Consider the following 23,379-nt stretch of genomic DNA (forward strand, 5'->3'; position numbering starts at 1 on the left):
TGCGGCTACGGCAGTACCGTCTCGAATGGCTGGTCGCGGCGTCCCCCTGCGCAGCGGGGTAGCTGCAGCGCTGCCGACTCCAGGATCGGGTACGTCCCCACACCCGGGCTATAGAAGGAACCCTTCACGGCACAGTTCGCTAGGTCTAGTCCATTGCTTTTCCCTTCGGGAACCCTGAACGGGCTCCCTGGTGGGGGTGTGGAATCTAGTCAGAATCCGGAAACTCAGTTACGAAGCCATCGTTCCATTCTTCAAAATCCAAGTCATGGGGGACGATCTCCAATTCACCCACCGCCTGCGGGTCTTGCCGGTGAACCGCATCGAGGGCGATTTGTGCGAGTTCCTCGCTGGAAAAGAAACCCAGGAGACGAGTGGGGTTCCCTGATTCGATCTGGTCGTCTTGCTGGACTCTATACAAGCTAAAGATTCTGTTCACCGGTTACTCCCATAACTCGATCGGGTGGGCCAGAAGGCCGTCTAGCTCGATCCGGTGAATTGCGAACCCTTCCAGGGAATCCTTGAATCCCTCAAGGAGGGCATGCCTCCTCAAAGAGTCTGAGGCCTTCTCCTCCGAGCTGAAGACGCCGATGACCTTAGATGCCCGGCCGGCGAATAGGTCGGGATGGACGCGGGTGTGCAGCAGAAGGAAAACGGGCCCAGTCGATCGCGTCATTCGTTCCTCTGTTATCCCAAGCGCTGTTAGTAGTTCGAAGCCTACCGGCAAGACGTTTGGGTGCGTCGTGGTCCCGCGAGGAGTGAAGGCAGTTGGTCCGGAACCAATCCGGAGCGTTTGGCACAGTATGTCCGAGACGTAAACAACGGTAAGCGGCCCCGCATCAGGAGCGCGATCCGTCGGGACTATATCGAAACGCTCAGGCGGCGTGCGGCCGAGGACCACGGAGACGACGAATAGTACGCGCTACGTCTGGCGTCGGGATGAAATGGGCGGCGAATCGTCGTCCCTAAGGGATCCTTCACAGGATTCTCGAATGATCCCGCCGTATCCACCGCGTTGGGCAGAGGACTAGTTCGACTGGCCTTGAGCATCCCCGTTCTTGCTCATTCGCTTCATAAAATCGGCGAATAATCCGGGATCCGAGTAGGGCATGACTGCCCAGTGCAAATCCTCAGCTGAGTCGATCAGGCTGAGATCTGCGCAGTCCTGCTGCCGCGTATGATCCTCGATCAGATGCATCTGGATTACTTTCGCTGCGTGCTGAATGGAGTCAGCCACGCCATCAGCCGGAACATTCAGGGGTGACGTGACAACGTCGCCTGCTCGATCGACGTAGAAGCCTGCTTGCTTGTCCAGATTGCGCTGTTTTGCTGTTGCTTCGAAGGTGGCCAAATCCGGAAGTTGGTAATACTCCGCTCGTCGGCTCGGGTCCCAAAAGCCACCGAGACCTGATGCGAACTGCTCGGCTACTTGCAACTTTTCCGCATGAGGCCGGCGTGTTGTGCGCAGCCCTTCAGGTACCCGAACCTCTCGCGCCGGCCTGGGCGCTTGGCCGTAGAGCCCTAGCGGCGCAGTCCACTCCCACTCCGAGGCCTCGTAGAGCCACCGCGCCTTCGCAAGCTCTTCGACCGCGAGGACGAGAAGCGACTGGGCCCGGCCCGGGCTTTGGTGGCCAGCAAGAAGTGCGGCGTCCTCGATCAACGCCACCGCATTCGCCATGAGCGCCTTCCAAAACCGGCGAGCAAATTCTGCGCCGATTTCCTCAATGTCAGCTTCTCCCATGTACTGATTATCGCGTGAGCTGCTGACAAGCGATTCAAGCCCTGATCGTTCCCGTGGAACCCGCGACCTTCGACGAAGCCGCTCTCCGGGTCCAAATCGCAGTCAGACTTCTCGAGACGGTACGGTGTCGAGCAATCCGAGAACCGCGAGTGGATCGTTGACGAGCGCAGCCAAACCAATCAACTTCGACGGGAATGCAGCCGGCTCCGCACTCAGGTTCTCTTCATCGAAGAGCCGATGAAACCTGTCGCGAAGCCCGAACGGCAGCCTGTCGGCGACTTCGTCTTCCATTTTGGACACCTCAATAGAAAGCGCCGAGGGCCTGTGCCGCTGCATGCGTTCGAACTTGGTTTTTGGCTCGGGTGCGGGCAGCCTCGCCGCCTCTATCAGTCGCGCCGCCCCGGCGCTCACCCAAGCATCTGCTGCATTGACCGCTAATGGAACCGGGATCACTTGTACGGCCAGGATCGCTTCAAGCCTGACCGCGAGAGAAACACTTGATGGGTCTTCATGGGTGTTTACATAGCGAAGTACGTCAACGCCGGCTGCGCAGAGTTCAGCCAACTGCACGTCGCCTGCCATGTTGGCGCGCTCTGGATGCACGCCTGGTTCGATGGAGGCGTTGCGGCGGAGGCGTACCCGGTATAAGTAGAACTGCTCGTCGGCACCGTTTTGGTCAGTCATCCGCCTGAGCATGTTCTCGATCGCCGCCTCGTAGGTGCCCAGATGAAGTGCCTTAGCCTTCTGACGCGTGGCCCAGCGCTCCAGCCCTCTCCCGTCGCCCCCGATTTCTTGCAATCTCCGCTTGGTGATGTCCGTGATGGTAGCTGTGGGGTCGAAGGCTCGATCGGGCCAGTTCGGGTGCGTTGACGTGTGATACCAGAACGTTTCACGCACCTTCGAGTCATCGTGGGAGGGGTCATCTTGCGAAGCCCAGAAGTCAGGCCGCTTCTCGGACTCGCAGTTGGTGCCGCAATTCAGACAGGCTTCATCTCGTTGGTGAAAGCGGTCTAACCACTCAGCGTTTGCATGCCACTCACTGCTACAAGTCCCGCAACGCATCCAACGGAGGCGTTCAAAATCCACTGCTCGCTCAATCACGATCACCAGTCTCACACGAAGGACTGACAGACCCCTCAGGCTATGTCTGCCTCGAACTGCAGAGTTTCCCCGCACCACTGCCCATTAGCCGATCACCGAAGGAACCGTTCATGGCACAGGCCGCTAGGTCTAGTCCATTTTCCCCTCGGGAACGGGTCTTGGGCATTCGAGTTGGATCTGTAACGGTTACGGTACTTGCTTCCCGTCGTAACCCAGGAGTCGCCCTATTCGTGCGAGCGAGACATACGGTGAATGCCATTCGATGGGCGTGCCACCCAGCCACTCCTGTAGCTCCTCCAGGCTGTTGAAACATGAATCAGGGTCGTCGTCGCCGGGACCGGCATTATCCCTATCAACCAACCAGTATTCAGCCGAGTATGAAAAATCTGCTGGTTTGTACTCTCGGTTCAGCGCGGGATCACCATAAACCTGGACTAATACGTCGTGGCCTACGTACGGGCCCTCGAGTACCCTGCCGGTGAACTCACGCCGGCCGGCGGTGATGGCCTCCCAGTTCGGTCCGTACCCATAGTCTGGCTCGGGCAAGGATTCCAACTTGCTCACTCGAGCTTTCCGAGCTCGCCACTGGGGATCAAGTTTGAGAGGGACGGTCCGCCATTTCCACATCTTCCTATCATGCACTTCGGCATCGAGATGTGTGGCTCCCCACAGATTCCAACGGCGTGTAATTCAGCCATTCATGGAACCCTGACCGGGGCGGAAAATCGGCTCTCCGCCGAGACTGGCCAAATGTGGCCAGGAAGTCGTCATCAGAGGGCAAGGGGCATGTCGCTAAAAGGCGAACTGTTTCCCTCCGAACGAGCCCACGGAGGGTTCTTGTTTGTATAGAAGGTCTCAGAAAGGACCAGTGGCGCGGTCGATTTGGCCAGCGAGCAGGCTCAGACCTGCTTCTCCGGTGGCTACTTCCAGGTCTCCCTTGTCGGTGCCGATCGCTGCGATTTTCCAGGACCGCTTGAGCTCCGCCGGCCTCTTCGGGGGAAGATCGAGCAATCCGTAGGAGGATAACTCGCTGAACTCTCGCACATGTTCCGTGGGGGATCCCATCTCGTCAAACAGGGGCCGGAATTTGATAATTCCATCGTTCACCTCGGCAAATCCCCGTTCCCACCTGCTGCTCAGCGAACCAGGGAGAGCCTTGGGGTAGCGGATTGCACATTCAATCAGTCCGCGCTCAACGTCTCGGACGAGACGAGCCTCCCGCTCCGACGCTGCCAGTCGCGCGACTACGAGCGCAAAGGCAGCGATGATGACGACAGTGAGCGCAACTGAGGGCCAGAAACCGAGCGGTTCACGGAGGATGCTGGAGACCAACATGCCAACGAGGAGAACCCACCAGTACGATCGAGCGAGTGCCTTTTCCCACCTTCCGAGCGGCAAGGGCTTTTTTATCTCGGCTGCCCTTTTTTGATCCTAGCCCGCACTGATACCCGGGCGGGAAGAATTAAGTCTCGGACTTTCCGGTAACGCTGACCGGACAGTTGGGCCAGTCCGGGCAGCTACTTCAGGTCTTGGGGCTAATGATAGATACGTCGCCGCTTTTCAAGCGGCGTCGAAGGCAGTCCGCGATACGCTCAGCATCTTCTTTTTTCGCCGCTTCGCGAAGTTTGATGCTCAAGTGCGTCGACGGCAGATCTGCACTTTGAATTGACTCTTCGATAATCGGGTCTTCGAGGCACGGGTCTATCGCGCCGCTCCTCGGCCGGCCACGCCTACGACCCAACGGTCAGATTTGCCGGGGGTGATGTTTGCCTCTCCTGGGATCATCGCGCAACTTCCTAAGACAAGTGGAATAACACTTATCCCAATCATCCACTGCCAATTCGTCTTCTTGGCCCTTGCTAGAGCTCGCAGCATGGCCCGAGCATACTCCCCAGCCCGCGAGGTTTCGTGAGGGAAGTCGTCTCGAGTACGGAGCTGTCCTCATATGCGCAGCCCTCATCGGGCTATTCGGCCAGCGGCAGACGATGTGACTCCTTTTGAGTCAACGAACTCTCTGGATTCGGCTAGGTGCCTTGCCAGGACGATGTACTGACCCGCCCCTGCGTGCAATGGTTTTCCCTGAATCGGCGAGCCGCCACGCCGACTCCTGGACCTGCTCGCCGCGCAGCCAATCAAGGCGTTCCACCGGCCGCTGAAGTTGGCGTTGCAGCCAGCCGGCAGCGAATGTGCCGTACGTCTCCGGCGCCTCGTCCAGACCGACGACTGTGAGGCCGTCTCCGTCGTAGACATGGTTGTCGAGGAGATGGTCATCGCCCCATTCACCTTCCAAGGCTCGGCCGTAGGGGCCTTCGTTCCAGTAGCCGATCTGGAGCGTACAGGTGCCTTGCGGGACGTCGATTCCAGGGACGGTGAGAGTCACGACTATCGGTTTCATGCGGTCCAGCACCGTGAACGAGCCGAGCTGTACATCGGGAAGGGACCACGCGGATACTGCGAGCGTGATCCCGCTAAGGAAATTCGCCTCTTCGGGCGTGCGGGGTGGATCTCCGCCAGGCTGACCTTGGGCCATCATGTTGAGAGCCTAATCCAGCGTGGACCGATATCTACTGGCCCTGATGGAAACTAGCCAGCACGGTACGAAGGACGAACCCTGCACGGAACCGGTCGTGAGGTCTAGTCCAATGGCTCCGCTGGGAACGACTACATGGACGTGGGGTGACGTAAGGTGGGCGTTATTGGCTCCATTGGTCCATCTTCGGAGCTGTCCCGATGAGCCTTCTAGGGAAAGCGGCAACCGATGCGCGGATTTACTTTTGATTACACTCCGTCAGATAAGTTCGACCGACCAGATGAGGAAGTCGCACGAAATGGCTCTGCATATGACAGATCGACCCTAGCCCGACACGAAAACCTGAGTCGGGAGATGTTCCTCATCCTGGCTGACACAGACGAGTATGACGTCTATAGCTCGCTCGCGATGAACTACACAACACCCCCGGACATCCTGGACAGGGCTGTGGAACGTTTCCCGGAGCTGCGTGAATGGGCGGCCACCAATCCGAATGCTTCCGCTGATCTGATGAGAACAGCCCCGCTGGCCGAACACATCGCGCAATCCATTGTTAACTTCCTGAATCAGGTCGAGGCCACCGACGCTGAACGTCGGGAACTGATGAAGCGCTATTACAAGCTGACGCCGCCCGGTGGCCCGCTCCTAGGGGACGTTTGGGCTGACATCCGTCTGGAGTGAAGGTCGCCTCCGCTTTTGCGGAACCCTTTACGGCACCCAGCCACGCCTTGGCATACGCACTGTTCCTTCTGTCGAGTTGAGGGGTACATTCATCTGGCCTCTGTTCCTTTGAGCAGGGAATCAGCCAGCTGATGGGTAGGAGTCCGTCGTGGTCTTGCAGGGACTAGGTTTCACCTTATTGGGGGCGTTATTCCTGCTCCTCGGCTTGGCGATAGCCGTATTTCGGGCTGCCGTCTCGAAGGGACATCGGCAATGGATGGATATGTTCGCTGGACGGCGAGGCCGCGAAGCAGCTGAAGCGATCACGGAGGGGACTTGGCTGGCGATAGGGGTGCTGTTTGGGCTCCTCGGGATCGGTCTTCTGTTCGCTGGCCTGAACCTGCTCCTGCGCCATTGAAAGCCGCATCTCCGAATTTGACCCCCATAGGAGGAACGTCGTTGAAGATTCGCGGCTTTCCTTCCGGGAACCCTCAACGGAACGGTTAGGTCACCCAGACCAATTAGGCGAAATCAGCCAAGGGCTGTGGCCACGGCAACAGTAGGCACGAGTAAGACTGGAAGGATTCCCAGCAGTCTCAGGAAGTACTTACGATGCGCTTTTAGTTCCGAATGCCACTCCGCGTACTCGGCGGTATCGCCCATATACCGCTTCCACATCACCCGTTTTTCAGAATAGGCACCCAGGAACTTCACTATCCTGGTCGGCCGAAAACGCGAAGCGAGAAGCATGCTCCCAGAGATGGCCGACAACCATGCGCCGGCCGGTCCGAGGCCGCTCGGCCGGAAGCCTGCGTAAATCGCAAAAAGAGGAACGACGAACAGAACCAGCAAAGTATAGAAAAAGCTGTACAGGGATGCGCGCTCACCCCTCCGGAAGCAGAGCGCCAGTGTCACAACTGCGACCAGAATCGACCCCGCGGCGAACAACGCGCTGCCCGTCACTGCCCGCCTTCTTGCAGTGGGTTTACGATGTTCGATGCCATCAGGCAATTTTAGCTGGACGACTTATGATGAACTGCCCTGGGTGAGCCTGGTGGTTTTCGAGGACTTCACCATCGCCGCCGCTGCAGCCGTCCTTAAGCTGACGCCCGGGTCGGCCAAGACCCGGATGCACCGGGCGCGCCAGCGCATGAAAACCGCGCTCACCGGTACACATTACGTCCCCACCCCGATCACGGTTTTGGAAGGAGAACGGTCATGAACGAGCTTCGCGTCGATGACCGGTTCAGCAAGGCACTGGAGGCAGAACTTGTTGCACGGGTTCAGAAAGCTTCGCCTGCCCGTGCACGGAAGCGCACCCGGATGTGGCTGGGGACGGGTGTCCTGGCGGGGGCTGGGATTTTGGGCGGGGTCGGTGCTGCAGCGGCCGGCCTGTTCGTGATTCCCGGGTCCCAGGAGGTCACGCCGCTGTCCACTGCCGTGGACGAGGTCCGCGAGGGAACGGCAACCATTGAACTCGGAGACCCGCCAGCGGGAACCACGGGGATTCAGGTGGAGCTGAACTGCCTGACCCCTGGCCGCTTCGAGTTCCAGGACGGTGCCTACACTGTTTGCGAGGCCTCGGCGGTCGGGACGCCCCAGGACTGGAGCGGTTACACGCTTCCTCTCACTCCTGGGTTGAACAGCGTCACGATCAAAGCCGATTCTGGATCGCGCTGGCGGTTGAGCGCAAAGTATGTGAACAGTGAAACGACTGATTGGGCAGTCAATGCGGACGGCAACTCCTACGGCGCCGAAAATGAAAAAGGAACGCCCGACCTCACCGCCGTTATAGCAACCAACGGGGTTCCCGGGTATGTGTACACGAGTGAGCTCGAAGATGCGACCGGTACTGCTGCTATTAAAACCTTCAAAACCAGGGAAGAGGCACTTGCCTGGCAAGAAGCCCGCCGCGGCAAGACATTCTCGGTCCCGGTCTACGACTCCACGGGTAAGACAGTAGTTGGTGAATTCGTCATCAGCGACGGCCAAGGGCAAATCACAGACAGGACCGTTCCACCCGGCAAGCCCGCGCAATAGGAACCTTCTCTCACCACCCTGTTGGAGGAACCTTTCACGGCACAGTTCGCTAGGTCTAGTCCATATTTCTCCCTCGGGACCTTAACCGGTGCGGATTTGTCCGGGCCGCGGGCGCCGATGCACGCCGCGTGTCGTGGAGGCTGCTTTGGGGCTCCGGCTTAGTAATGTCGTCTTGGAGTCCGGCTATGGGTGGCGCTCCTGGCCAGGAGCTAAACCTCGCTGCCGGCTTCGGCTCTCGCGAAGGGATGCAATGGACCTTAGGGATTTTGTAGCAGAGGCACGATTGTGGAACCGCGATCCAGGGCCGCAGTCGAACGCACTGGTCAAGAAACTGCGGGCGGAGACTCCCGAGACGATCCTCGATCTTTATGAGCAGCTCATTCGGCGCGCGGCAGCCCTCTTCCAGGTCTGGAGCAGTCGCCCTGAGCCAAGGGCTTTCTTCGACGCACATCGTGCGCGGAAGAAAGGTAAGCGTCCACAGGATCCAGATCCATTAGCTCCTCCCTTGTTAGGGCGCTTTTCGGAGCCTGTACCAGTTAGCTATGACGAATGGCTGCTCGGTTGGTGTTACCACCAAGTCCTTGTGGGCAACGACCCCCCGCCGTCGGATTTTCATTTCGTAAATCACCCGGATCGCCCAAGCTTTCTTGAGTTCTTTGAGGGAATGAACGGCAGATCGCTGTTATTTGACTTTCAAAACGCCTACGAACGGAGCACCAATAGGCTGTGGCCCTTGACCCCGCGTGAGAAGGATCGAGAGTTCCTCCAATACCTCGAACAGCGTGAACACGCCCCACACCGGGTACAGCTATACCGGGCAACTGCACGGGAAGCCACTATCGACATCAACGCCTCCGAGGAGTGGCGGCAATGGTGGCTGAGCGGACCCCTGCGGGCTCTGGAGTTCAGCATCGCCGAAAGCCAACGATTGCCTTACCCTGGCGCAGCCCCGATGCAAAGAGGAGACACCCCAACCTCGGTACGAATGCGGAAGACGGGGCTGACCGTGACAGGAACTATCACGCCTAATCTCGACCGGATACTGGATACCGATGAGCCTAATATCGGCCAGCTCGTCATGACGGACATGGCCGTACTGCTGCTCAAAGTCCATCAGAAATACGCTTTCGGCCGGGAGATGCCCGAGGCGAAGTAACCAAGAACGCAGGAGCCGGAGTGTTACCGGCGGCCGCGGATCTACTCGCACCGCACTGATGCCCTATTCGCGAACCTTTAGCGGCACGGTCTCGTCGGTCCAGTCCAATAGACAATTTAGGGAGTACTTCGGTGACGTTTTCCGCCCTTGTAGCTGAGCCCGTGGATTAGGCCCGGCCAAAGAGCTTTTTGAGGCCTTCGCGCAGCATTCCTCGGATGGAGTTATCGTCCGAAAGGTGCTCACGGAGGCCAAAAACGCGATCTTCTAGCCTCTCCTCTTCGGCGCTTCTAGCGAGCCACACGATTCCGAGTTCGGTTATTACCTCGTCGGCTGCTTGATCGTTCAGCGGGTAGAAATCGAGGTCCCCTTCTCCATGGCTGGAACTCGCTACGAATGCCCAGGTTTTCGCAGTATCCGGGTAAACCAGAATGAGTCGATTGGTCCAATCTCCTTGCGTGATGACACCTACGCGGCCGTTGTGGCCCCAGAAGTCAGCGGTTGGAAGGACCACGGCTAGGACCAGCTCCTTGTTGTTGATGACATTGGCAGTAGATACATTTTCTCCTTGCGAAGTTCATGCTCGGCGTGGAAGCCGGATGCCACTGGGCAGAACGGTCACGGCATGAGCTGCAATGCGTCTCTTCTGCCCTAACTGCGGGCCTTTTCACAAAAGCACGCGTGAGAAGGGCTAGCAGACTCTCTCGTGGCCGCGATGATGGGCAATCTGCCGGCCGTGCCAGCTTGGGTACGGCACTTGCGTCCCGTCATAACCCGATAGTCGCCCTATCCGCGCGAGCGAAATGTACGGTGAGTGCCATTCGATTGATATGTCGTGCAGCCAGTCCTGGAGCTCCTCGAGCGTGTCGAACGACGGGTCATACTCGTCGTCGCCGGGACCAGCATTATCCTCATCAACCAGCCAGTAGTCGGCCGTATATGAAAAGTCGGCCGGCACGTACTCAGTGTCGAGTGCAGCATCGCCATACACCCTGATCAGGAGGTCGTGCCCCACGTACGGCCCGCTGAGTACTCTGCCCGTGAATTCTCGGCGACCTGCGATGATGGCTTCACATTGCGGTCCGTATCCGTAACCTGGCTCGGGCAGTAATTCCAGCTCCTGCACTCGAGCTTTCCGAGCTTGCCACTGCCGATCTAATTTCAGACGCGCGGTCCGCCATTTCCACATGCTCTAATGATGCACCGATCCGTTGAGCGGGCTTGGCCTCCCGCTGGGTCCGCCGCCGCGCAGGCGCTCCGCCGGTGGAGCCCTTCACGGCACAGTTCGCTAGGTCTAGTCCATGCTTGTTTGGTATTTCGCGACTGAACCTTTGAAACTGGGAACATCGGAGTTGCAGCCAGGCTCGATAGTCGTAGGTCATGGCGGCCGGAAGGGAATCCCGTTTATGGGCGATGAAGCCAGCTTTCATCAGCTGTTTGTCTCCCGCATTGCCATGTTTGCCTTTTTTCTGGTGTCTCTCGGCGTTGTGATTTCCGAAGGCTTAGTTCCCTTGTCGACACCATCCGGCGCAATGTCCGAGGAACTGGTCTTCTGGAGTTGCATCGGTTTTGTCGTGCTCTGGTTTAGCTGGCGAAACTGGAGGCTCGGTGTCGGTCTTACTTCGGCTGAGGTCCACATAAAGGGTGTGCTCCGCGACCGGAAGATCGCCCGTGACAGTGTTTTGGACGTAACCCCGTTGGGCCAGTTGGTGTGGATAGACCGGGCTGGCAATACACGGGTGTCCCAGATGATCGCCTTTACAGACCTCGCCGGCGGGCTCGCCGGAATCGTCCGCGAGCACAACACGCGAACGCTGGAACGGCTGCGAGAGCAGCTTGTTGGGCCACCTGTGAAGCGGCGTGAATCTGCGGCGTCAGGAGAGGACCGTAGTTACGACCCTCCAACGTACCGGCGCCGACGGGACCGGAATGGGCCCGCGCAGCGCGTCGGCCGAAGGAGATTGTTTCGAGACGGTTGGCTCGCGGTTCTCCAACTTCTTGGCTGGAGCGTTGCCGCTGCTATAGCAGGGTGGTTGGCCATAGAGCCCTCTTTGTGGCTGGCGGGGCACAACTCAGACGTTCTCCGTTCGGCTTGAGGCTTGATCCCTATACCGAAAGCAGTGCGATACAGGCCGTGATTTTCTGGGGCGCGGCTGCAGGTGCCCTTGCAGGGAACACCATCCGTTTGGCGTACCTCATGTTCCGCCCGGGGCGGGGTAGGTCCATGTGATCCCAGTCTGGGAACCCGTCACGGCACAAGTCGTCAGGTCTAGTCCATGTTTGGTTTGGCATCCGCGACCGAACCTTTGAAACTGGAATCATCGGAGCTGCAGCCAGGCTCGATAATCGAGGGTCGTGGCGGCCGGAAGGGAATGCCGTTATGGGAGATGAAGCCAGCTTTCATCAGCTGTTTGTCTCCCGCGTTGCCATGTTTGCCTTTTTTCTGGTGTCCCTCGTCGTTGTGATTTCCGAAGGCTTAGTTCCCTTGTCGACACCATCCGGCGCCGTGTCCGAGGAGTTGGTCTTCTCGAGTTGCATCGGTTTGGTCGTGCTCTGGTTTAGTTGGCGAAACTGGAGGCTAGGGGTCCGTCTCACATCTACTCAGGTCCACATAAAGGGTTTGTTCCGCGACAGGAAGATCGTCCGTGAGAGCATTGTGGACGTAACCCCGTTAGGTCAACTGGTCTGGATAGCCCCAGATGGAAATGCACGTGTGTCCCGGATGATCGCCTTTACAGATGACTTCGGGAGCGGGCTTGCAGGAATCGTGCGTGAGCACAATGCGCGAACGCTGGGCCGGCTGCGAGAGCAGCTTGTTGGGCCACCTGTGGAGTTGCCTGAATCTGCAGCGTCAGGAGAGGACCGCAGTTACGACCCTCCAACGTACCGACGCCGACTGGACCGGAACCGGCCCGCGCAGCGCGCCGGCCGGAGGAAATTGTTTCGAGATGCTTGGCTCGCGATTCTCCAACTTCTTGGCTGGACTGTGGCCGCTGCAATAGCAGTCTGGTTGGCCGTAGAGCCCTCTTTGTGGCTGGCGGGGCACAACTCAGACGTTCTCCGTTCGGCCTTAAAGCTTGATCCCTACACCGAAAGCAGTGCCATACAGGCCATGATTTTCTGGGGCGTCGCTGCAGCTGCCCTTGCCGGGAACACCATCCGATTGGCGTACCTCATGTTCCGCCCTGGGCGAGGTTAGGTCCTTGTGATCCCAGCCTGGGAACCCTTCACGGCACAGTTCCTTAGGTCTAGTCCATAGTCCCCTCGACAACGCGCCTAGTGGGCACGAGACAAGACCTCTCCAGGGGTCATGTGGCATTTTCGGGCTGCGATGACGTGCCGTCGCTCCTTAACCGCGATGGCTACGGCCGCATGGCAGAATCACCCTGTGAAAACCCCTGAACCCGCAATTGTGGACTGGCCCTCACTCCTGTTCGCGATTTTCGTCGATTCGCTCGTGGTTTGGGGGCCGGCACTTCTGTTGTTCTTTCTCGTACCAACCCACCAGGGCACTGTTGCCATTGCCATGGTGCTTTTGGCGCTGATTACCAATTGGGTCCTATATGCCCGCGGAAACACGTTGGGCACCTATCTTGGCGGCTTCCGATTACAGACTCGACGCCGGCAAGCGCCGGGCCTGACTTACGGACTGGTTCTCACGCTGCTGAGCTTCGCACCCGTCCTTGCCCTTGGATTTCTGCTTGCTGTCAGCTTCACTCCGGGTAATGACGCTTCCGGTTTCCTGGGCAGGCCGAGCAGCCATCCGATCATCGGAGTGCGAACGCATTCACGGAGACTCCTGCAGGCCGCCGATAATTACTGGGAACGCTGGGCTGACTAGGATTATCAACGGAACGCTCTACGGACGCTTTCGGCGCTTCAAGCGCACGAGCTCTGCTATTCGTGGGCCTAAGCGCGGTCGTGCAGAATGGGCAGGGTGACGAGTCGTTTCTGCCCTCCTCGAGATTTGGTTAGCTCCGTCGTGTCTAAGATCGTTGTTAGCGGGTGTACGAGTTCATTCATGCTGCGGAAGGTTCCAGATGGGCGAATTGGTTTTCGGGCTGGTGCTCCTGGCCGCGGGTATCCTCAGTGCCTTTCTCACGCGCAGGGCGGATCGCAGGAGATTGCAGCTCATGGAAGCGGTTTCGCCTAATGCTGAACATCCCGGTGTAATCAAGTACGCGAAAACGAGTCGATTGCTATACATCGTATTGTGCGTGGTTATTGGCCTGGGTTTCCTAGTCTTCGGCATCGTCAATCTGCTTTCATGAGACCCGTCATCCGCGCCGTGCGTAGGAGCACATGAGTATGCCGTCGTATCTCCCAGGCGTCTTCGTCGTCCTAGCCGGCCTCGCCATGATTGTCGGCAGGAAACCTCTGTCGCTGATGCAATATGCGGCGTTGAAACAAGCCCGTGTCGTCCCTGCTAATCGTGATCGGACCCTTGCTGTAATGCGGGGGATCATTATCGGAGGAAGCATCATGTTCATCGTCTTCGGGGTCTACCTAGCCTTCAACCCCCTCATTGCGTGAGCAGATAGTCAAAGGGCTGTAGGGGAACCGGTTACGGCGCACTGGTGATGCCTTTATACCCGTCGTCTGCGGCTGTAGGCTCCGAACATGTCGGAAGGTCAGAAGCGCCTGGAACCTCGCATGACACGGGGCGGTTTCCGCTTTCAACTGTTCATGTGGATCGTGCTTGCCGTGAATCCCATCTCGCAACTTGTGGCCAGATCGGATGAACCTTGGGATGGGTTCCATTTCCTAATGGTGGCGCTCTTGATTCTTTGCGCGGCCGGGCTCGCATATCTGTTTTATGTGCGCCGTCGCGACGGTCACTTCTGGGATGAGGAGGAAGCCCGGCGGGCAGACTGGGATCGTCGGGGCAGGCAGCTTTAGTCGGGACACAAAGGATCGGGAGCCGAACCTGTACCGGGACGCTTGCGGACCCTCGGCTCGAGACTCTAGCTCGTTCGCGGTTGCACGAAACGTCCTAAATGGCTGCCCATTCCCTATTCGTTGGAGACTCGTGGCAGGTCTATCACCTGGTATTCAAACCATGATGCAACGTCGACACCGGCTCGCCATTGGGCAATGAACCATAGATACCCAATGTGGTAGCCGTAGTCGACTCCAGAAAACACTCCCTCGGTTTGGTATGCAGTTGATTCGAGCAACCCAACGAAACTGGATAAGCCGTCTTCCGATCCATCGCTACGCATCTGCTCGTGAGCATCAACCCCACGGGGATTGATGTATAGCATGAAGCACGTTGACGGACAGCGATCTGCCCCATTCAGGAATTCAATAAGCTCGTCAGGTACCTGCAACTGCTGGGTTGCCAGCATGCATCCAAGTTGCTTTCCGAAGTAGCGCGCAAGGTTCCGCGCTTTTTCTCGCCATTCAGGGCCGTAGACCATTTGCCAATCAAGTCGTTTCCACGTGGACATATCGTGGATGTGGCCCACTATAAAAGCTTCAAAATCGTCATAGGCGCGATCGAATGGTTGACTTTTGGAGCTGTTGCAACGACCGCATAGATTCTTGCGCCAACGAATTTGAGTGCCCTTGCCCAGGCTGCGAAGTGTCCCCTCGTAGTCAGAACTCTTCTTGAAGACGTTGCCCGGTGTAGCGGTGCCATCGTCCAACCTGGCTACCCGACGAAGTGTGGAAGCCTTGATTCTGTGTTCTTCAGTGCTCGCCGCGTCTCCACACCACCAACAGCGGTCACTGGCAGGCACCCGAATATGTTCTAGTGCCGGGTTCAGCTCCAGGATGCCTATTCTTCGCCGCTCGTCAGTCATCCAAGCATCCTATGGTGGCCGCGGCGACAATTCACCGCCTACTGGAACAAACCTCAGCCCTCTACAGTCGTTCGGCGAACCTCAAACGAACCGTTCCGATTTCGGGGTGCAACTGTCGGCCGGTTTGATGGTGCCTAGCCGACAAGCGGCGCTACGCTTCCCCCATGAAGCCTCGCTCAATACTTATTTCAGCGCTGCTGCTGGTACTTGCGGTGGTTGTGATCATCGTTGCATGGGTCATTTGGCAACCCAACGCCACGGGCCTGCTCAGTCTCCCTGCACTCACCGGTTACCAAGCAACCTGACGTCTCGACCGAATGACTCCCTAAGCCACCTCGGCTGCGACAGTTGCAGAGGTCTGGTCCATGACGAGCCGCCATCGTTTGAAGCGACTCTTGGCAATTGTCTCTATCCCTCCGTGGTGTTTGCCCCGTGGTGACCATCGTCCACCCTGCCAAGGCGTTCCGGATGCTTCGGGTCCTTGCCGCGTTCACGCCAATATTCATCCCGTTGCCATAGTGAGAACCGGATCACCCAAATGCCGAAAATGATGGTGCCAACCACGATGACGCCTACTTTGATCCAGAGCCAGGGTTCGGTGACGATCGGCAGGAAACTCAGAAGCAGCATGACAGGTGTGTAAATCACCATGAAGCGGCCGAGACGACGGAACCTACGCTGAACCTCAGGGCTTGCGGGTACAGACTGGAATGCCGAGCGCTTCCTAGACTCCATATATGAACTGAACCACGAACGCCGGTCACCCGATAGTCCAGGCCAAAGGCAGGATGACTGACCGTCCGGCGGGGCGAACGAGTAGTGATTCACTTAGAGGTCGGCCGGTCCATCATGGCTCCGCTCACCGATCACGTGGGACGCCCTCTTGATCCCGAAGTGCGCTGCTCCGCGCGCGCAATTTAACGATTGCAATTGCCAGCACGAATGCGGCAAGCAGGCCACTTAGCGCAAACCTCCACGGCCCTGGATTGCCCCCGAAAAGGATAATTCCAGCGATCACCAACAGCCCTACGACTTGGTACCACGATGCTTCGCCCAACCGCCGCATAATAATTTCCTCACTTTCTATAGGACCGTTTCTACGCTATTGGCGGGGTTGAACTCAGACTTTGGACCCTGCATATGGGAGACTACGCCCGAAATTAACGATGACCATGCCTGCACCGTCCCGTGAGGGTTGTCCCGTAAAGAACTTTTAGTCCGTCCCGTAAGCCGGTCGCCAAGGTGGGGCTCAGGGCCGTCAAACAACACAAGTGGGACTGTTCACGTTGGGAACCTTGAACGGGCCACATGGACGGAATAACGCGACTGGGGCACGTCTGGGATGCTCATCCCATGAGCCAAGCGGATCGTTGACATGGGCAGATGACCAGCCGATAGTCAAAGAATGAGGAACCTAGTGCCTCCTGCGGTCTGGGTCATTGGCATCGTTGCTGTGTCCTCCCTGGGTGCGGGATGCACCCAAAACGCTGGTGCGCCGCCGTCTGGTTCTGGCCACTCGACGAGCCCAGCCGCACCGCAGCCTTCAACAAGCCCAGCTGCCCCGCAAGCCAAGGACACTCCGGCCCGCTTTATCACTCATGATCGCTTCTATGGCACGCCTACATCAGCCCTAAAGGCTGCTTTTAGCCAGGTTGACGAGTTTGTTAGATCCCACCCGGAACGCTTCGGAGGGGCCTACTTTAATTTCAACTATTCAGCCATCCACGTGTGGACTGTCGGCGGGTCATGGCAGGATCCCGAATTTGTACGGCTGAGGGAGACGCTGGATCCGAGTGGTGAATTCATCGCTGATGTCGGAACCGGGAAACCGCTGACGTATCTCAACGCGTTGCGGAATCAGCTAGCGACGAGGTTCCATCCAGGCCCACAGGGCAAGATCGCCGCAGTGATGGTGGACCCAATCTATAACGCCGTCAGAGTCCAAATCAGGTACTCCGAGGGGGACGTTTCTCTGCATCGCATGCCGCTAGCCCTCCAAGTTGCAGCAGCAGCCCCGGAAATCGTCATTGAAAGCGTAGAGGGAAAATTCACCACCAACTAGAACAAGCGCAGCCCGCTACAGCCGCTGGTGGAACCCCTCGTGGGATACATTGCCGCCGCCCCGGCTGCCAGGTCTCTAATCCAGGTAATTGGCTCGGTCGCACTGCCGGCGATTACCCTGCGACTATGATCACGGCGAGGTTATGGGGAGGTACCACTGATTTGCATAGGATAAACCTCTGTCGTTGGCTCACCTTTCAACGTACCCGGCGCTATTACGGCTGGAACCTTGCCGAGCGCTTGAAAAGCTCCTCCCTGCGGGAGGAGCTAAGAGAATGGTCCCTGCGCGACAACGAGCTTGCGGTTATGGAGTGGGCGTTCGCATGGCTCACAATCGCCGGCGTTGCCGTGATACCGGTTACGTGGGCCCTACTGCAGTGGGCACCATGGTTGATCCCGACCATCACAGTAGTCGGGCTAATCGGTCCTGTTGCTGGCGTCCTCTGCGCCTTTGAGATTTATGGCCGCTGGCTCATCGGACGATGGTTTCCAAGTTCTCCTGCACGGTTGCCAGGCGGGCCCTCCATCATCGAGGGAAATTCCTTGCTGGCCAGTAGTTTGGCAACCTACGCGCTTATCCCGGTTCTTTACATCTTCCTTGACGCGGTTGTGCTTCCAGCCGCCGTCTAAGGCCTCGTGTGCCTGCAGCGCTTATGTCGCAGCTTGATTGGCCTTCCGTAAGCGCGCTTGAGGAACCCTTGCCGGCCTTCTGGCTTTCAGGCCGTGACTTCCGGATTAGAGCTCCCATCGGGAGATGGCGGCATGAGAAGAAATGTGGCGATGGCAAGAACGATGCCTAAAGCACAAACTATCGTGCTGAATGTGTAGCCGACTCCAGGTGCGTGACTGTACGCACTCAAATTGATGCTGGCCGGCAGCCAAGAAACAGCCCAGATAAGGGCGTCAAACCAGCTCGCCCACCTCTGGCCGATTCGCAGCAGCAGAAAGGCGGTTGCGGCTAGCACTGCGGTTATCAAACCAGTGGCGATGACGATGGTCGGTCCGCGGAGGACGTCGCCGTCTACGGGGCCTTCATACGCCGCAAGGCGTGTGCCCAGATCTGTGGAAACGGCCACAACCGAGAACAGGCCCCCCACAAGCAGGAGCACGTTAGCCGTCTGGGAGGCTTTGTATACGGCTCGACCTAGACCAGCCCGCACACGTACAAGAGCCATGTTTTGATCCCCCCATTATGGTGACTGGCGCGTCCCCCCACGTTGACTGCTTCGACCTTAACGCCCCAACCATCGTTTGGATACAGGCAAAGGGGCGAGCCCGACGGCCGAACCGCTTCCGGTTCATTCTGCGCAACGGGGCGAGCCTTTGGGGCGGCGACCAAACTGTCCCTGCAGCGCCGCTCTAGCCTTTCAGAACCAATGCCAGACGTCCCTCATGAGCCAAACGAGGAAGGCAGCGAAGGCGAAGGGTGGCAACAAATACAGCACCCATGTACCGGGCATCTCGCGTTTGGCCATGTCTGCTCCCTTCGGTTTAGCCAGCCTCTGGGCCAGCCCCTCACCAGACTTCCACCACCTAACTCATTACGGCGGGGGCTGAGGAAATCCGAAGCTCCAGGCAAAGAATCCGATGAGAATAAGACAACCACCCAGCGCAACCCAGATTTTGGCGATAAGTCTTATGCCGCGGCGCCTCTGACTTCTGTAGGCATCCATGTCTTCCTTGCGCAAGAAGATGTTCCAGTTGGTCACCAGCGTGGATAGGCGGCCGGAAATGAGCAACGCAAACAGGCCCATTAGCAGGATTACTAGCCCAAACGCCATGGCCGGCATAGCTATCTATCCCAATCACGGCTCAGTCATTATGATCACGCTGATGGTCAACCTGGGATGTTCCACCCGGGTTGCGATCTCCCGAATCTCTGTCGCTGTTTGGCGGCTGAAAAACTCCAGGCTTCCTTTTGGCTAGTAACTCCTGCCGGTATTCTTCAACCTTTGTGGCGCGATCTCCACCCCAGCCAGCACCAAAGTAGGCGCCAAGTCCCACCGCCAACATCAACAAAGCGCTGCCCCCGGCTTCCGGGCCGGCCAACCAGCCGACAATCCCAGAAATGACCAACACAACCAAGATTACGAGAACTACTTTCCCGGCTTTTCTCATCTCTACCCCGATCAACGAGCTGAAACTCTCTCATTGTGCTCCTGCCCGTGTCACTTGGGAATCCGAGCAGCGTCCGACAGGGGATGGCAGCCCCCGAAGGACTGAGCCGCCGTCCCAAAAGAGGCCCGTCCGCGTACGTCCCGTAAGCGGGTCACTCACGGGACGCACCACCACTTGACCTGCACTGTTGGGTCTAGGCGGAGGCAACCGTTCCGCATAAACGGTCCGGTGATATGTCCGGTGACGGGCTGCTATATGGCGCACTGCCACCCATTAGGCGGACACTCCTGTTCATGGTTGAAATAAAGGTTGGCTACGCAAGGGTTTCCACCGACGAACAAGACCTCACTGTCCAACGGGATGCGTTGGCGGCCATGGGCGTCGAACCTGATCGTATTTATGTCGATCATGGCCTCACTGGCAGTAACACGAACCGCCCAGGACTTCGTGAAGCGCTGGCCGCGTGCCGAAGCGGCGACACCTTCATGGTGACGAAACTCGACCGGCTGGCCCGCTCTGTGCGGGATGCGCATCAGATCGCGGACGACCTCGCCGCGCGCGGGGTGAAGCTGAACATCGGCGGTTCGTTGCATGATCCCGCGGATCCGATAGGCAAGCTGCTGTTCAACGTTCTGGCCATGGTTGCTGAGTTTGAAGGCGATCTCATCCGGGCGCGAACGCGCGAAGGTATGAAGATCGCCAAAGCCAAGGGCCGCTTGCGTGGGAAACAGCCCAAACTTTCGGCGAAACAGGAGGCCCTCCTGGTCCAGCTGCATGACGCTGGCGAACACACCATGTATGAGCTGGCCGAGCTGTTCTCCGTTGGCCGTTCCACCGTCTACCGCGCGCTCGACCGGGCGCGCCAAAAGGCGGAAAAGAAGGCCGGCTCCTGACGCTTGGATAACAGCGCTCCCAAGCCAGACACCGCCGTCGGGCATGCCCTAACGACTCTCAGCCCACCAGCGGTGCAGCGATGCCGCCGAAGGCAAACCGGGCCAGGCCCAGCAGCGACGACGCGGTGCCTGCGACATCCGGATATCCCTTCAGGGCCAGGGAGGTCGCTAGCGGGGTGCGCTGCTGGACCAGAAGTGTCTCCTTGAAAATCACCAGGCAGGCCGCCAGGATGGCGACGCCCACCGCCGCGAGGAAGAGGAAGACGCCACGCCAATAGGTGACGGTGGCCAGCTGGCCGCCGCTGACGGGACCAACGATCGCCGCCAGTCCGCCGAGCACCGTCAGGCGGCCGTTCCCACCACCGCCTACCCCAGCACCTCGGAAACAGCCTGCCCTGAATAGCCAGTCCGCTTTAGGGCTTCGAGCGGCGATGCCCACGAGGCCAGGACCTCCTTGGCGGCAGGGACCTGCTCGACGGCGAGCGCCTGCCGGTGCGCGTCGTCGAGGACGTCCCGGATGAACACCTTCTGCCCGGTCTGCGAAGACTTCACGGCCGCCTCGACCATTGCCAGGCTCAGGACGTTCTCATGGATTTCGCCCGAGGGAACCTCACCCGTCCGCAGGCACCGGACGAATTCAGCCAGCGCCCCGGCGATCTCTTCCGGGGTCCCGCCCTCGGCAACCAAAGAATCCGGCTGAGAAGAAGAGCAAGAAGCAAAACCCGGCCGGCCGCCGTCGTCCGCCACAGAAGCAGCCCCGGCCCCAGAAACAGCCCCGGCAACATGCTCCGCGACTGGCGCCGCAGCGCCGTCCCACGCCGCGGTACCGTTGGCTCCGTTGATCCGCCAGCTGCCGTTCCACGAGGTTTCCAGCCCGTCGGCGCACCAGCTTCCGGTGTAGACAAACCGGGTCCCGCCGTCCATCTCGAACACGGCCGTGGCAGCGGCGTCCCCGGCGTACCAGCTCCAGCCCGGGTTGAACTCCTCGCAGTAAACGGAAACCGAGTTTCTGCCGAGGAGGTACCGCGCGGTGTCGAACGCGTGGATGGCCATGTCCACCAGCAGCACGTGCTCCATCTCCTCCCGGAAGCCACCGAAATGCGGCGCCTTGAAGAAGTCGCAGGTCAGCAGCCCGATCTCGCCGAGCCGGGCTGCCTGCCGCTTGAAGCCGGCGAGCGTCCGGAAGTAGCGGCGGGACTGGCTGATCATCAGCAGCTGCCCGGTTGCCTCCGCCACCGCGGCGAGGGAGAGGGCATCCGCGACGGTCGGCGCCGCCGGCTTCTCGCACAGCACCGGCAGCCCAAGGAAGTGCGCCTCGACATTCACCGGGTGATGCGCGTCCGGGACCGTCACGTTCACCACCGCCTGCGCCCCGACGGCGCCTGCCAGCTCGGTCAGGCTCATCCCCACTGGCACGCCGCCGAGGCCCAGATCGGCCAGCGCGTCCCGCGCCCCCTGCGGGTTGAGATCGACGACGCCGGCGAGTTCGACGTCGGCCGCCTCGCCCAGCAGCCGCAGCCAGGCCCGGCCCATCCCGCCGGCCCCCACCTGGACCACGCGGACGGGTGCCGTTGGATCAGTCACAGTAGAAAAGCGGCTCAATTGGCCATCGCCCCCTCGTAGCTGTGGCCGGTGTAGAACGCCTCGGTTTCGTACCGCAGCAGGACCGGGTCGGTGCGTTCGGGCCGCGCGGTGCGGGCCCATTCCACGCCGTTGGCGATGACCCTGCGCACGTCCTTGTGATGGTAGACGGGGTAGTCCTGGTCGCCGGGGGAGAAGAAGAAGATCTTGCCGTACCCGCGCTTGAACGTGCACCCGCTGCGGAACACCTCGCCGCCGGAGAAGGTACTCAGGAAGATCAGCTCGTCGGGGGCGGGGATGTCGAAATGCTCGCCGTACATCTCCTGCTCCGGAATGATGAACGGGTGCGGCACGCCCTGCGCGATCGGATGCGTGGGGTCCACCGTCCAGACAATCTCGCGGTCCCGCTCCGAGCGCCAGCGCAGTGTGCAGGTGGTGCCCATGAGCTTGCCGAAAATCTTGGACCAATGCCCGGAGTGGAGCACCACGAGGCCCATGCCGGCCAGCACGTGCCGGTGGACGCGCTCCGCCACCTCGTCTGTCACCTCTCCGTGGGCGGCGTGGCCCCACCAGACCAGGACGTCCGTGTTCCGCAGCCGGTCCTCGGTGAGGCCGTGCTCGGGGTCGTCGAGGGTCACGGTGGCCACCTCGGCCCGCGGGCCGAGGTTCTCCTCGATGCCCTCGCGGATGGTGTTGTGCATGCCGTCCGGGTAGATCTCGGCCACGTGCGGCTGGTGCTGTTCGTGGCGGTTTTCGCCCCATACGGTGACGCGCAGGGGAGTGTGGTTCTCAGTCATGTAGGGTTCCTTAGGTTCGAGAGAGGAAGGGGCTATTTGACGGCGCCGCCGGTGGCCCCGGCCGCGATGTACTTCTGCGCCAGGACCAGCAGCACGATGGCCGGCAGCGAGGACAGCACCGCCGTCGCCATCACGGCACTCCAGTTGGAGACCTGCGTGCCCAGGTACTGGTAGATGCCCAGCGTCACGGGCCGCACGTCCTCCGTGGTGGTCAGCGTCAGGGCGAACAGGAAGTCGCTCCACGAGAAGAGGAAGGCGAAGAGCCCGGCGGTGATGAGCGAGTTGCGGCTGATGGGCAGCACGATCGAGACGAACGCCCGGACCAGCCCGGCGCCGTCCACCCTCGCCGCCTCCACGATGCTGGGCGGGATCCGCATCATGAAGGCCCGCATAATCAGGATCACGAACGGGATGGCGTGGGTCGAGTCGGCCAGGATCAGCCCGGGGATGGAGTTGAGCAGGCCGAGGTCGTTGTAGGCGGCGTAGAGGGCGTTGGCGATCACGATGCCGGGGATCATCTGCGAAATGAGGATCGCCAGCAGCGCGGCGTTGATCCAGCGGAACCGGAACTGCGCCAGCATGTAAGCTGCGGGGGCCGCGACGGCCAGGCTGAACACCACCGTACCGAGCGAGATGACCAGGCTGGTCAGCAGGTTCGGGCCCTGCTGCGCAATCGCCTTCTCATAGCCCTCGAAACTGGGGTTCAGCGGCAGGAAGTCCGCGGTGAGGGTGTTGCCCGACGGTTGCAGGGATGCGTTGACCATCCAGTACACCGGGAACAGCATCACCGCGAGCAGCAGAAGTCCGACGGCGGTGTGCCCCAGCTTGGGCCGGCTGGCCTTCCGCAGCCGGGCCGCCGCGGAGCCCGGCGTCGTTATATCCAGGGTTGTCATGGTGCTCCTC

General features: G+C 59.6%; 25 protein-coding genes. 10 read left to right on the top strand and 15 right to left on the bottom strand.

The genetic code is table 11. From position 1 onward, the window contains the following. Positions 1–205: 205 nt before the first annotated feature. The 5 genes from ARGLB_RS23115 to ARGLB_RS04750 all read right to left on the bottom strand — a co-directional run bounded on the left by ARGLB_RS23115 (position 206) and on the right by ARGLB_RS04750 (position 5,372). Positions 206–436 (bottom strand): hypothetical protein, encoded by a 231-nt coding sequence (locus ARGLB_RS23115; RefSeq protein WP_003799470.1) that lies wholly within the window; start codon positions 434–436, stop codon positions 206–208. A gap of 588 nt (positions 437–1,024) precedes the next feature. Beyond that, positions 1,025–1,738 (bottom strand): AbiV family abortive infection protein, encoded by a 714-nt coding sequence (locus ARGLB_RS04730; protein ID WP_003799475.1) that lies wholly within the window; start codon positions 1,736–1,738, stop codon positions 1,025–1,027. A 102-nt stretch (positions 1,739–1,840) separates the two neighbouring features. Further along, the gene (locus ARGLB_RS04735; RefSeq protein ID WP_139023255.1) at positions 1,841–2,839 is read right to left on the bottom strand and encodes a hypothetical protein; all 999 of its coding nucleotides are present in this window, start codon (positions 2,837–2,839) and stop codon (positions 1,841–1,843) included. Positions 2,840–3,694: 855 nt separating this feature from the next. Further along, a complete protein-coding gene (locus ARGLB_RS04745) occupies positions 3,695–4,174 on the bottom strand; it encodes a hypothetical protein (protein ID WP_003799481.1) in 480 nt (159 codons plus the stop codon). Between the two features lie 667 nt (positions 4,175–4,841). Then, positions 4,842–5,372: a hypothetical protein gene (locus ARGLB_RS04750; protein WP_003799483.1), complete on the bottom strand. Its 531-nt coding sequence runs from the start codon at positions 5,370–5,372 to the stop codon at positions 4,842–4,844. A 351-nt stretch (positions 5,373–5,723) separates the two neighbouring features. On the opposite strand from ARGLB_RS04750, the gene ARGLB_RS04755 reads away from it, so the two are divergent. Further along, complete coding sequence (locus ARGLB_RS04755) at positions 5,724–6,050, top strand: hypothetical protein (protein ID WP_043417969.1); 327 nt, start codon at positions 5,724–5,726, stop codon at positions 6,048–6,050. 187 nt (positions 6,051–6,237) lie between these two features. Here the strand turns inward: ARGLB_RS04755 and ARGLB_RS23120 are convergent, their stop codons facing one another. Both ARGLB_RS23120 and ARGLB_RS04765 read right to left on the bottom strand, forming a co-directional pair. Then, positions 6,238–6,444 carry a hypothetical protein gene (locus ARGLB_RS23120; RefSeq protein ID WP_003799488.1) on the bottom strand — a complete coding sequence of 69 codons (207 nt, stop codon included), beginning with the start codon at positions 6,442–6,444 and terminating at the stop codon, positions 6,238–6,240. 116 nt (positions 6,445–6,560) lie between these two features. Next, positions 6,561–6,992, bottom strand: a complete 432-nt coding sequence (locus ARGLB_RS04765; protein WP_003799490.1) for a hypothetical protein — start codon at positions 6,990–6,992, stop codon at positions 6,561–6,563. 34 nt (positions 6,993–7,026) lie between these two features. Between ARGLB_RS04765 and ARGLB_RS22990 the strand changes: the two genes are divergently transcribed. The 3 genes from ARGLB_RS22990 (at position 7,027) to ARGLB_RS23125 (ending at position 9,225) form a co-directional block, all read left to right on the top strand. Next, on the top strand, positions 7,027–7,251 hold the full coding sequence (locus ARGLB_RS22990) for an RNA polymerase sigma factor (RefSeq protein WP_139023256.1): 225 nt from the start codon (positions 7,027–7,029) through the stop codon (positions 7,249–7,251). Next, on the top strand, positions 7,248–8,069 hold the full coding sequence (locus ARGLB_RS04770; protein ID WP_003799496.1) for a hypothetical protein: 822 nt from the start codon (positions 7,248–7,250) through the stop codon (positions 8,067–8,069). Before ARGLB_RS22990 ends, ARGLB_RS04770 begins: the two co-directional genes overlap by 4 nt. Positions 8,070–8,319: 250 nt before the next feature. Then, a complete protein-coding gene (locus ARGLB_RS23125; RefSeq protein WP_003799497.1) occupies positions 8,320–9,225 on the top strand; it encodes a hypothetical protein in 906 nt (301 codons plus the stop codon). Between the two features lie 166 nt (positions 9,226–9,391). On the opposite strand, the gene ARGLB_RS04780 is transcribed toward ARGLB_RS23125, so the two are convergent. Next, positions 9,392–9,736: a hypothetical protein gene (locus ARGLB_RS04780; protein ID WP_003799499.1), complete on the bottom strand. Its 345-nt coding sequence runs from the start codon at positions 9,734–9,736 to the stop codon at positions 9,392–9,394. 177 nt (positions 9,737–9,913) lie between these two features. Then, positions 9,914–10,348, bottom strand: coding sequence for a hypothetical protein (locus ARGLB_RS04785; protein ID WP_003799501.1), 435 nt, complete (start codon positions 10,346–10,348; stop codon positions 9,914–9,916). A 280-nt stretch (positions 10,349–10,628) separates the two neighbouring features. Here ARGLB_RS04785 and ARGLB_RS04790 point away from each other — a divergent pair, with 280 nt between their 5' ends. The 5 genes from ARGLB_RS04790 (at position 10,629) to ARGLB_RS04815 (ending at position 14,121) form a co-directional block, all read left to right on the top strand. Then, the gene (locus ARGLB_RS04790; RefSeq protein ID WP_003799504.1) at positions 10,629–11,318 is read left to right on the top strand and encodes a hypothetical protein; all 690 of its coding nucleotides are present in this window, start codon (positions 10,629–10,631) and stop codon (positions 11,316–11,318) included. A 1,292-nt stretch (positions 11,319–12,610) separates the two neighbouring features. Then, entirely contained in the window at positions 12,611–13,063 is a 453-nt protein-coding gene (locus tag ARGLB_RS04800) for a hypothetical protein (RefSeq protein WP_003799508.1), read from the top strand. Between the two features lie 199 nt (positions 13,064–13,262). Then, positions 13,263–13,493 (top strand): hypothetical protein, encoded by a 231-nt coding sequence (locus ARGLB_RS23815; RefSeq protein ID WP_003799510.1) that lies wholly within the window; start codon positions 13,263–13,265, stop codon positions 13,491–13,493. 31 nt (positions 13,494–13,524) lie between these two features. Beyond that, positions 13,525–13,755 (top strand): hypothetical protein, encoded by a 231-nt coding sequence (locus tag ARGLB_RS23505; RefSeq protein ID WP_043417978.1) that lies wholly within the window; start codon positions 13,525–13,527, stop codon positions 13,753–13,755. Between the two features lie 87 nt (positions 13,756–13,842). Beyond that, the gene (locus ARGLB_RS04815) at positions 13,843–14,121 is read left to right on the top strand and encodes a hypothetical protein (protein ID WP_003799513.1); all 279 of its coding nucleotides are present in this window, start codon (positions 13,843–13,845) and stop codon (positions 14,119–14,121) included. Between the two features lie 113 nt (positions 14,122–14,234). Here ARGLB_RS04815 and ARGLB_RS23130 read toward each other — a convergent pair whose 3' ends face one another. Together ARGLB_RS23130 and ARGLB_RS04820 are read right to left on the bottom strand one after the other, a co-directional pair. Then, complete coding sequence (locus ARGLB_RS23130) at positions 14,235–15,026, bottom strand: hypothetical protein (RefSeq protein WP_003799516.1); 792 nt, start codon at positions 15,024–15,026, stop codon at positions 14,235–14,237. Between the two features lie 408 nt (positions 15,027–15,434). Continuing rightward, positions 15,435–15,656 (bottom strand): hypothetical protein, encoded by a 222-nt coding sequence (locus ARGLB_RS04820; protein ID WP_245531474.1) that lies wholly within the window; start codon positions 15,654–15,656, stop codon positions 15,435–15,437. A 3,842-nt stretch (positions 15,657–19,498) separates the two neighbouring features. Between ARGLB_RS04820 and ARGLB_RS04840 the strand changes: the two genes are divergently transcribed. Next, complete coding sequence (locus ARGLB_RS04840; RefSeq protein ID WP_043417983.1) at positions 19,499–20,098, top strand: recombinase family protein; 600 nt, start codon at positions 19,499–19,501, stop codon at positions 20,096–20,098. Positions 20,099–20,156: 58 nt separating this feature from the next. Here the strand turns inward: ARGLB_RS04840 and ARGLB_RS04845 are convergent, their stop codons facing one another. The 4 genes from ARGLB_RS04845 to ARGLB_RS04860 all read right to left on the bottom strand — a co-directional run bounded on the left by ARGLB_RS04845 (position 20,157) and on the right by ARGLB_RS04860 (position 23,369). Further along, positions 20,157–20,438: a hypothetical protein gene (locus tag ARGLB_RS04845; RefSeq protein ID WP_003799531.1), complete on the bottom strand. Its 282-nt coding sequence runs from the start codon at positions 20,436–20,438 to the stop codon at positions 20,157–20,159. 26 nt (positions 20,439–20,464) lie between these two features. Then, positions 20,465–21,631 carry a Gfo/Idh/MocA family protein gene (locus tag ARGLB_RS04850; RefSeq protein ID WP_003799532.1) on the bottom strand — a complete coding sequence of 389 codons (1,167 nt, stop codon included), beginning with the start codon at positions 21,629–21,631 and terminating at the stop codon, positions 20,465–20,467. Between the two features lie 65 nt (positions 21,632–21,696). Then, positions 21,697–22,476: a ThuA domain-containing protein gene (locus tag ARGLB_RS04855; RefSeq protein ID WP_003799534.1), complete on the bottom strand. Its 780-nt coding sequence runs from the start codon at positions 22,474–22,476 to the stop codon at positions 21,697–21,699. Positions 22,477–22,508: 32 nt separating this feature from the next. Further along, entirely contained in the window at positions 22,509–23,369 is an 861-nt protein-coding gene (locus ARGLB_RS04860; protein WP_003799536.1) for a carbohydrate ABC transporter permease, read from the bottom strand. Positions 23,370–23,379 lie beyond the last annotated feature (10 nt).

The sequence above is a fragment of the Arthrobacter globiformis NBRC 12137 genome, from assembly GCF_000238915.1.
GTDB classification, from domain to species: domain Bacteria; phylum Actinomycetota; class Actinomycetes; order Actinomycetales; family Micrococcaceae; genus Arthrobacter; species Arthrobacter globiformis.

What these genes read in the sequence shown, in the direction of transcription:
- ARGLB_RS04730 (WP_003799475.1), bottom strand. Translation starts at nt 1,738, where the DNA reads ATGGGAGAAGCTGACATTGAGGAAATCGGCGCAGAATTTGCTCGCCGG.
- ARGLB_RS04745 (WP_003799481.1), bottom strand. Translation starts at nt 4,174, where the DNA reads ATGTTGGTCTCCAGCATCCTCCGTGAACCGCTCGGTTTCTGGCCCTCA.
- ARGLB_RS04750 (WP_003799483.1), bottom strand. Translation starts at nt 5,372, where the DNA reads ATGATGGCCCAAGGTCAGCCTGGCGGAGATCCACCCCGCACGCCCGAA.
- ARGLB_RS04755 (WP_043417969.1), top strand. Translation starts at nt 5,724, where the DNA reads ATGTTCCTCATCCTGGCTGACACAGACGAGTATGACGTCTATAGCTCG.
- ARGLB_RS23120 (WP_003799488.1), bottom strand. Translation starts at nt 6,444, where the DNA reads ATGGCGCAGGAGCAGGTTCAGGCCAGCGAACAGAAGACCGATCCCGAG.
- ARGLB_RS22990 (WP_139023256.1), top strand. Translation starts at nt 7,027, where the DNA reads ATGCCATCAGGCAATTTTAGCTGGACGACTTATGATGAACTGCCCTGG.
- ARGLB_RS04770 (WP_003799496.1), top strand. Translation starts at nt 7,248, where the DNA reads ATGAACGAGCTTCGCGTCGATGACCGGTTCAGCAAGGCACTGGAGGCA.
- ARGLB_RS23125 (WP_003799497.1), top strand. Translation starts at nt 8,320, where the DNA reads ATGGACCTTAGGGATTTTGTAGCAGAGGCACGATTGTGGAACCGCGAT.
- ARGLB_RS04790 (WP_003799504.1), top strand. Translation starts at nt 10,629, where the DNA reads ATGGGCGATGAAGCCAGCTTTCATCAGCTGTTTGTCTCCCGCATTGCC.
- ARGLB_RS23815 (WP_003799510.1), top strand. Translation starts at nt 13,263, where the DNA reads ATGGGCGAATTGGTTTTCGGGCTGGTGCTCCTGGCCGCGGGTATCCTC.
- ARGLB_RS23505 (WP_043417978.1), top strand. Translation starts at nt 13,525, where the DNA reads ATGAGTATGCCGTCGTATCTCCCAGGCGTCTTCGTCGTCCTAGCCGGC.
- ARGLB_RS04815 (WP_003799513.1), top strand. Translation starts at nt 13,843, where the DNA reads ATGTCGGAAGGTCAGAAGCGCCTGGAACCTCGCATGACACGGGGCGGT.
- ARGLB_RS23130 (WP_003799516.1), bottom strand. Translation starts at nt 15,026, where the DNA reads ATGACTGACGAGCGGCGAAGAATAGGCATCCTGGAGCTGAACCCGGCA.
- ARGLB_RS04820 (WP_245531474.1), bottom strand. Translation starts at nt 15,656, where the DNA reads ATGCTGCTTCTGAGTTTCCTGCCGATCGTCACCGAACCCTGGCTCTGG.
- ARGLB_RS04840 (WP_043417983.1), top strand. Translation starts at nt 19,499, where the DNA reads ATGGTTGAAATAAAGGTTGGCTACGCAAGGGTTTCCACCGACGAACAA.
- ARGLB_RS04850 (WP_003799532.1), bottom strand. Translation starts at nt 21,631, where the DNA reads ATGGGCCGGGCCTGGCTGCGGCTGCTGGGCGAGGCGGCCGACGTCGAA.
- ARGLB_RS04855 (WP_003799534.1), bottom strand. Translation starts at nt 22,476, where the DNA reads ATGACTGAGAACCACACTCCCCTGCGCGTCACCGTATGGGGCGAAAAC.
- ARGLB_RS04860 (WP_003799536.1), bottom strand. Translation starts at nt 23,369, where the DNA reads ATGACAACCCTGGATATAACGACGCCGGGCTCCGCGGCGGCCCGGCTG.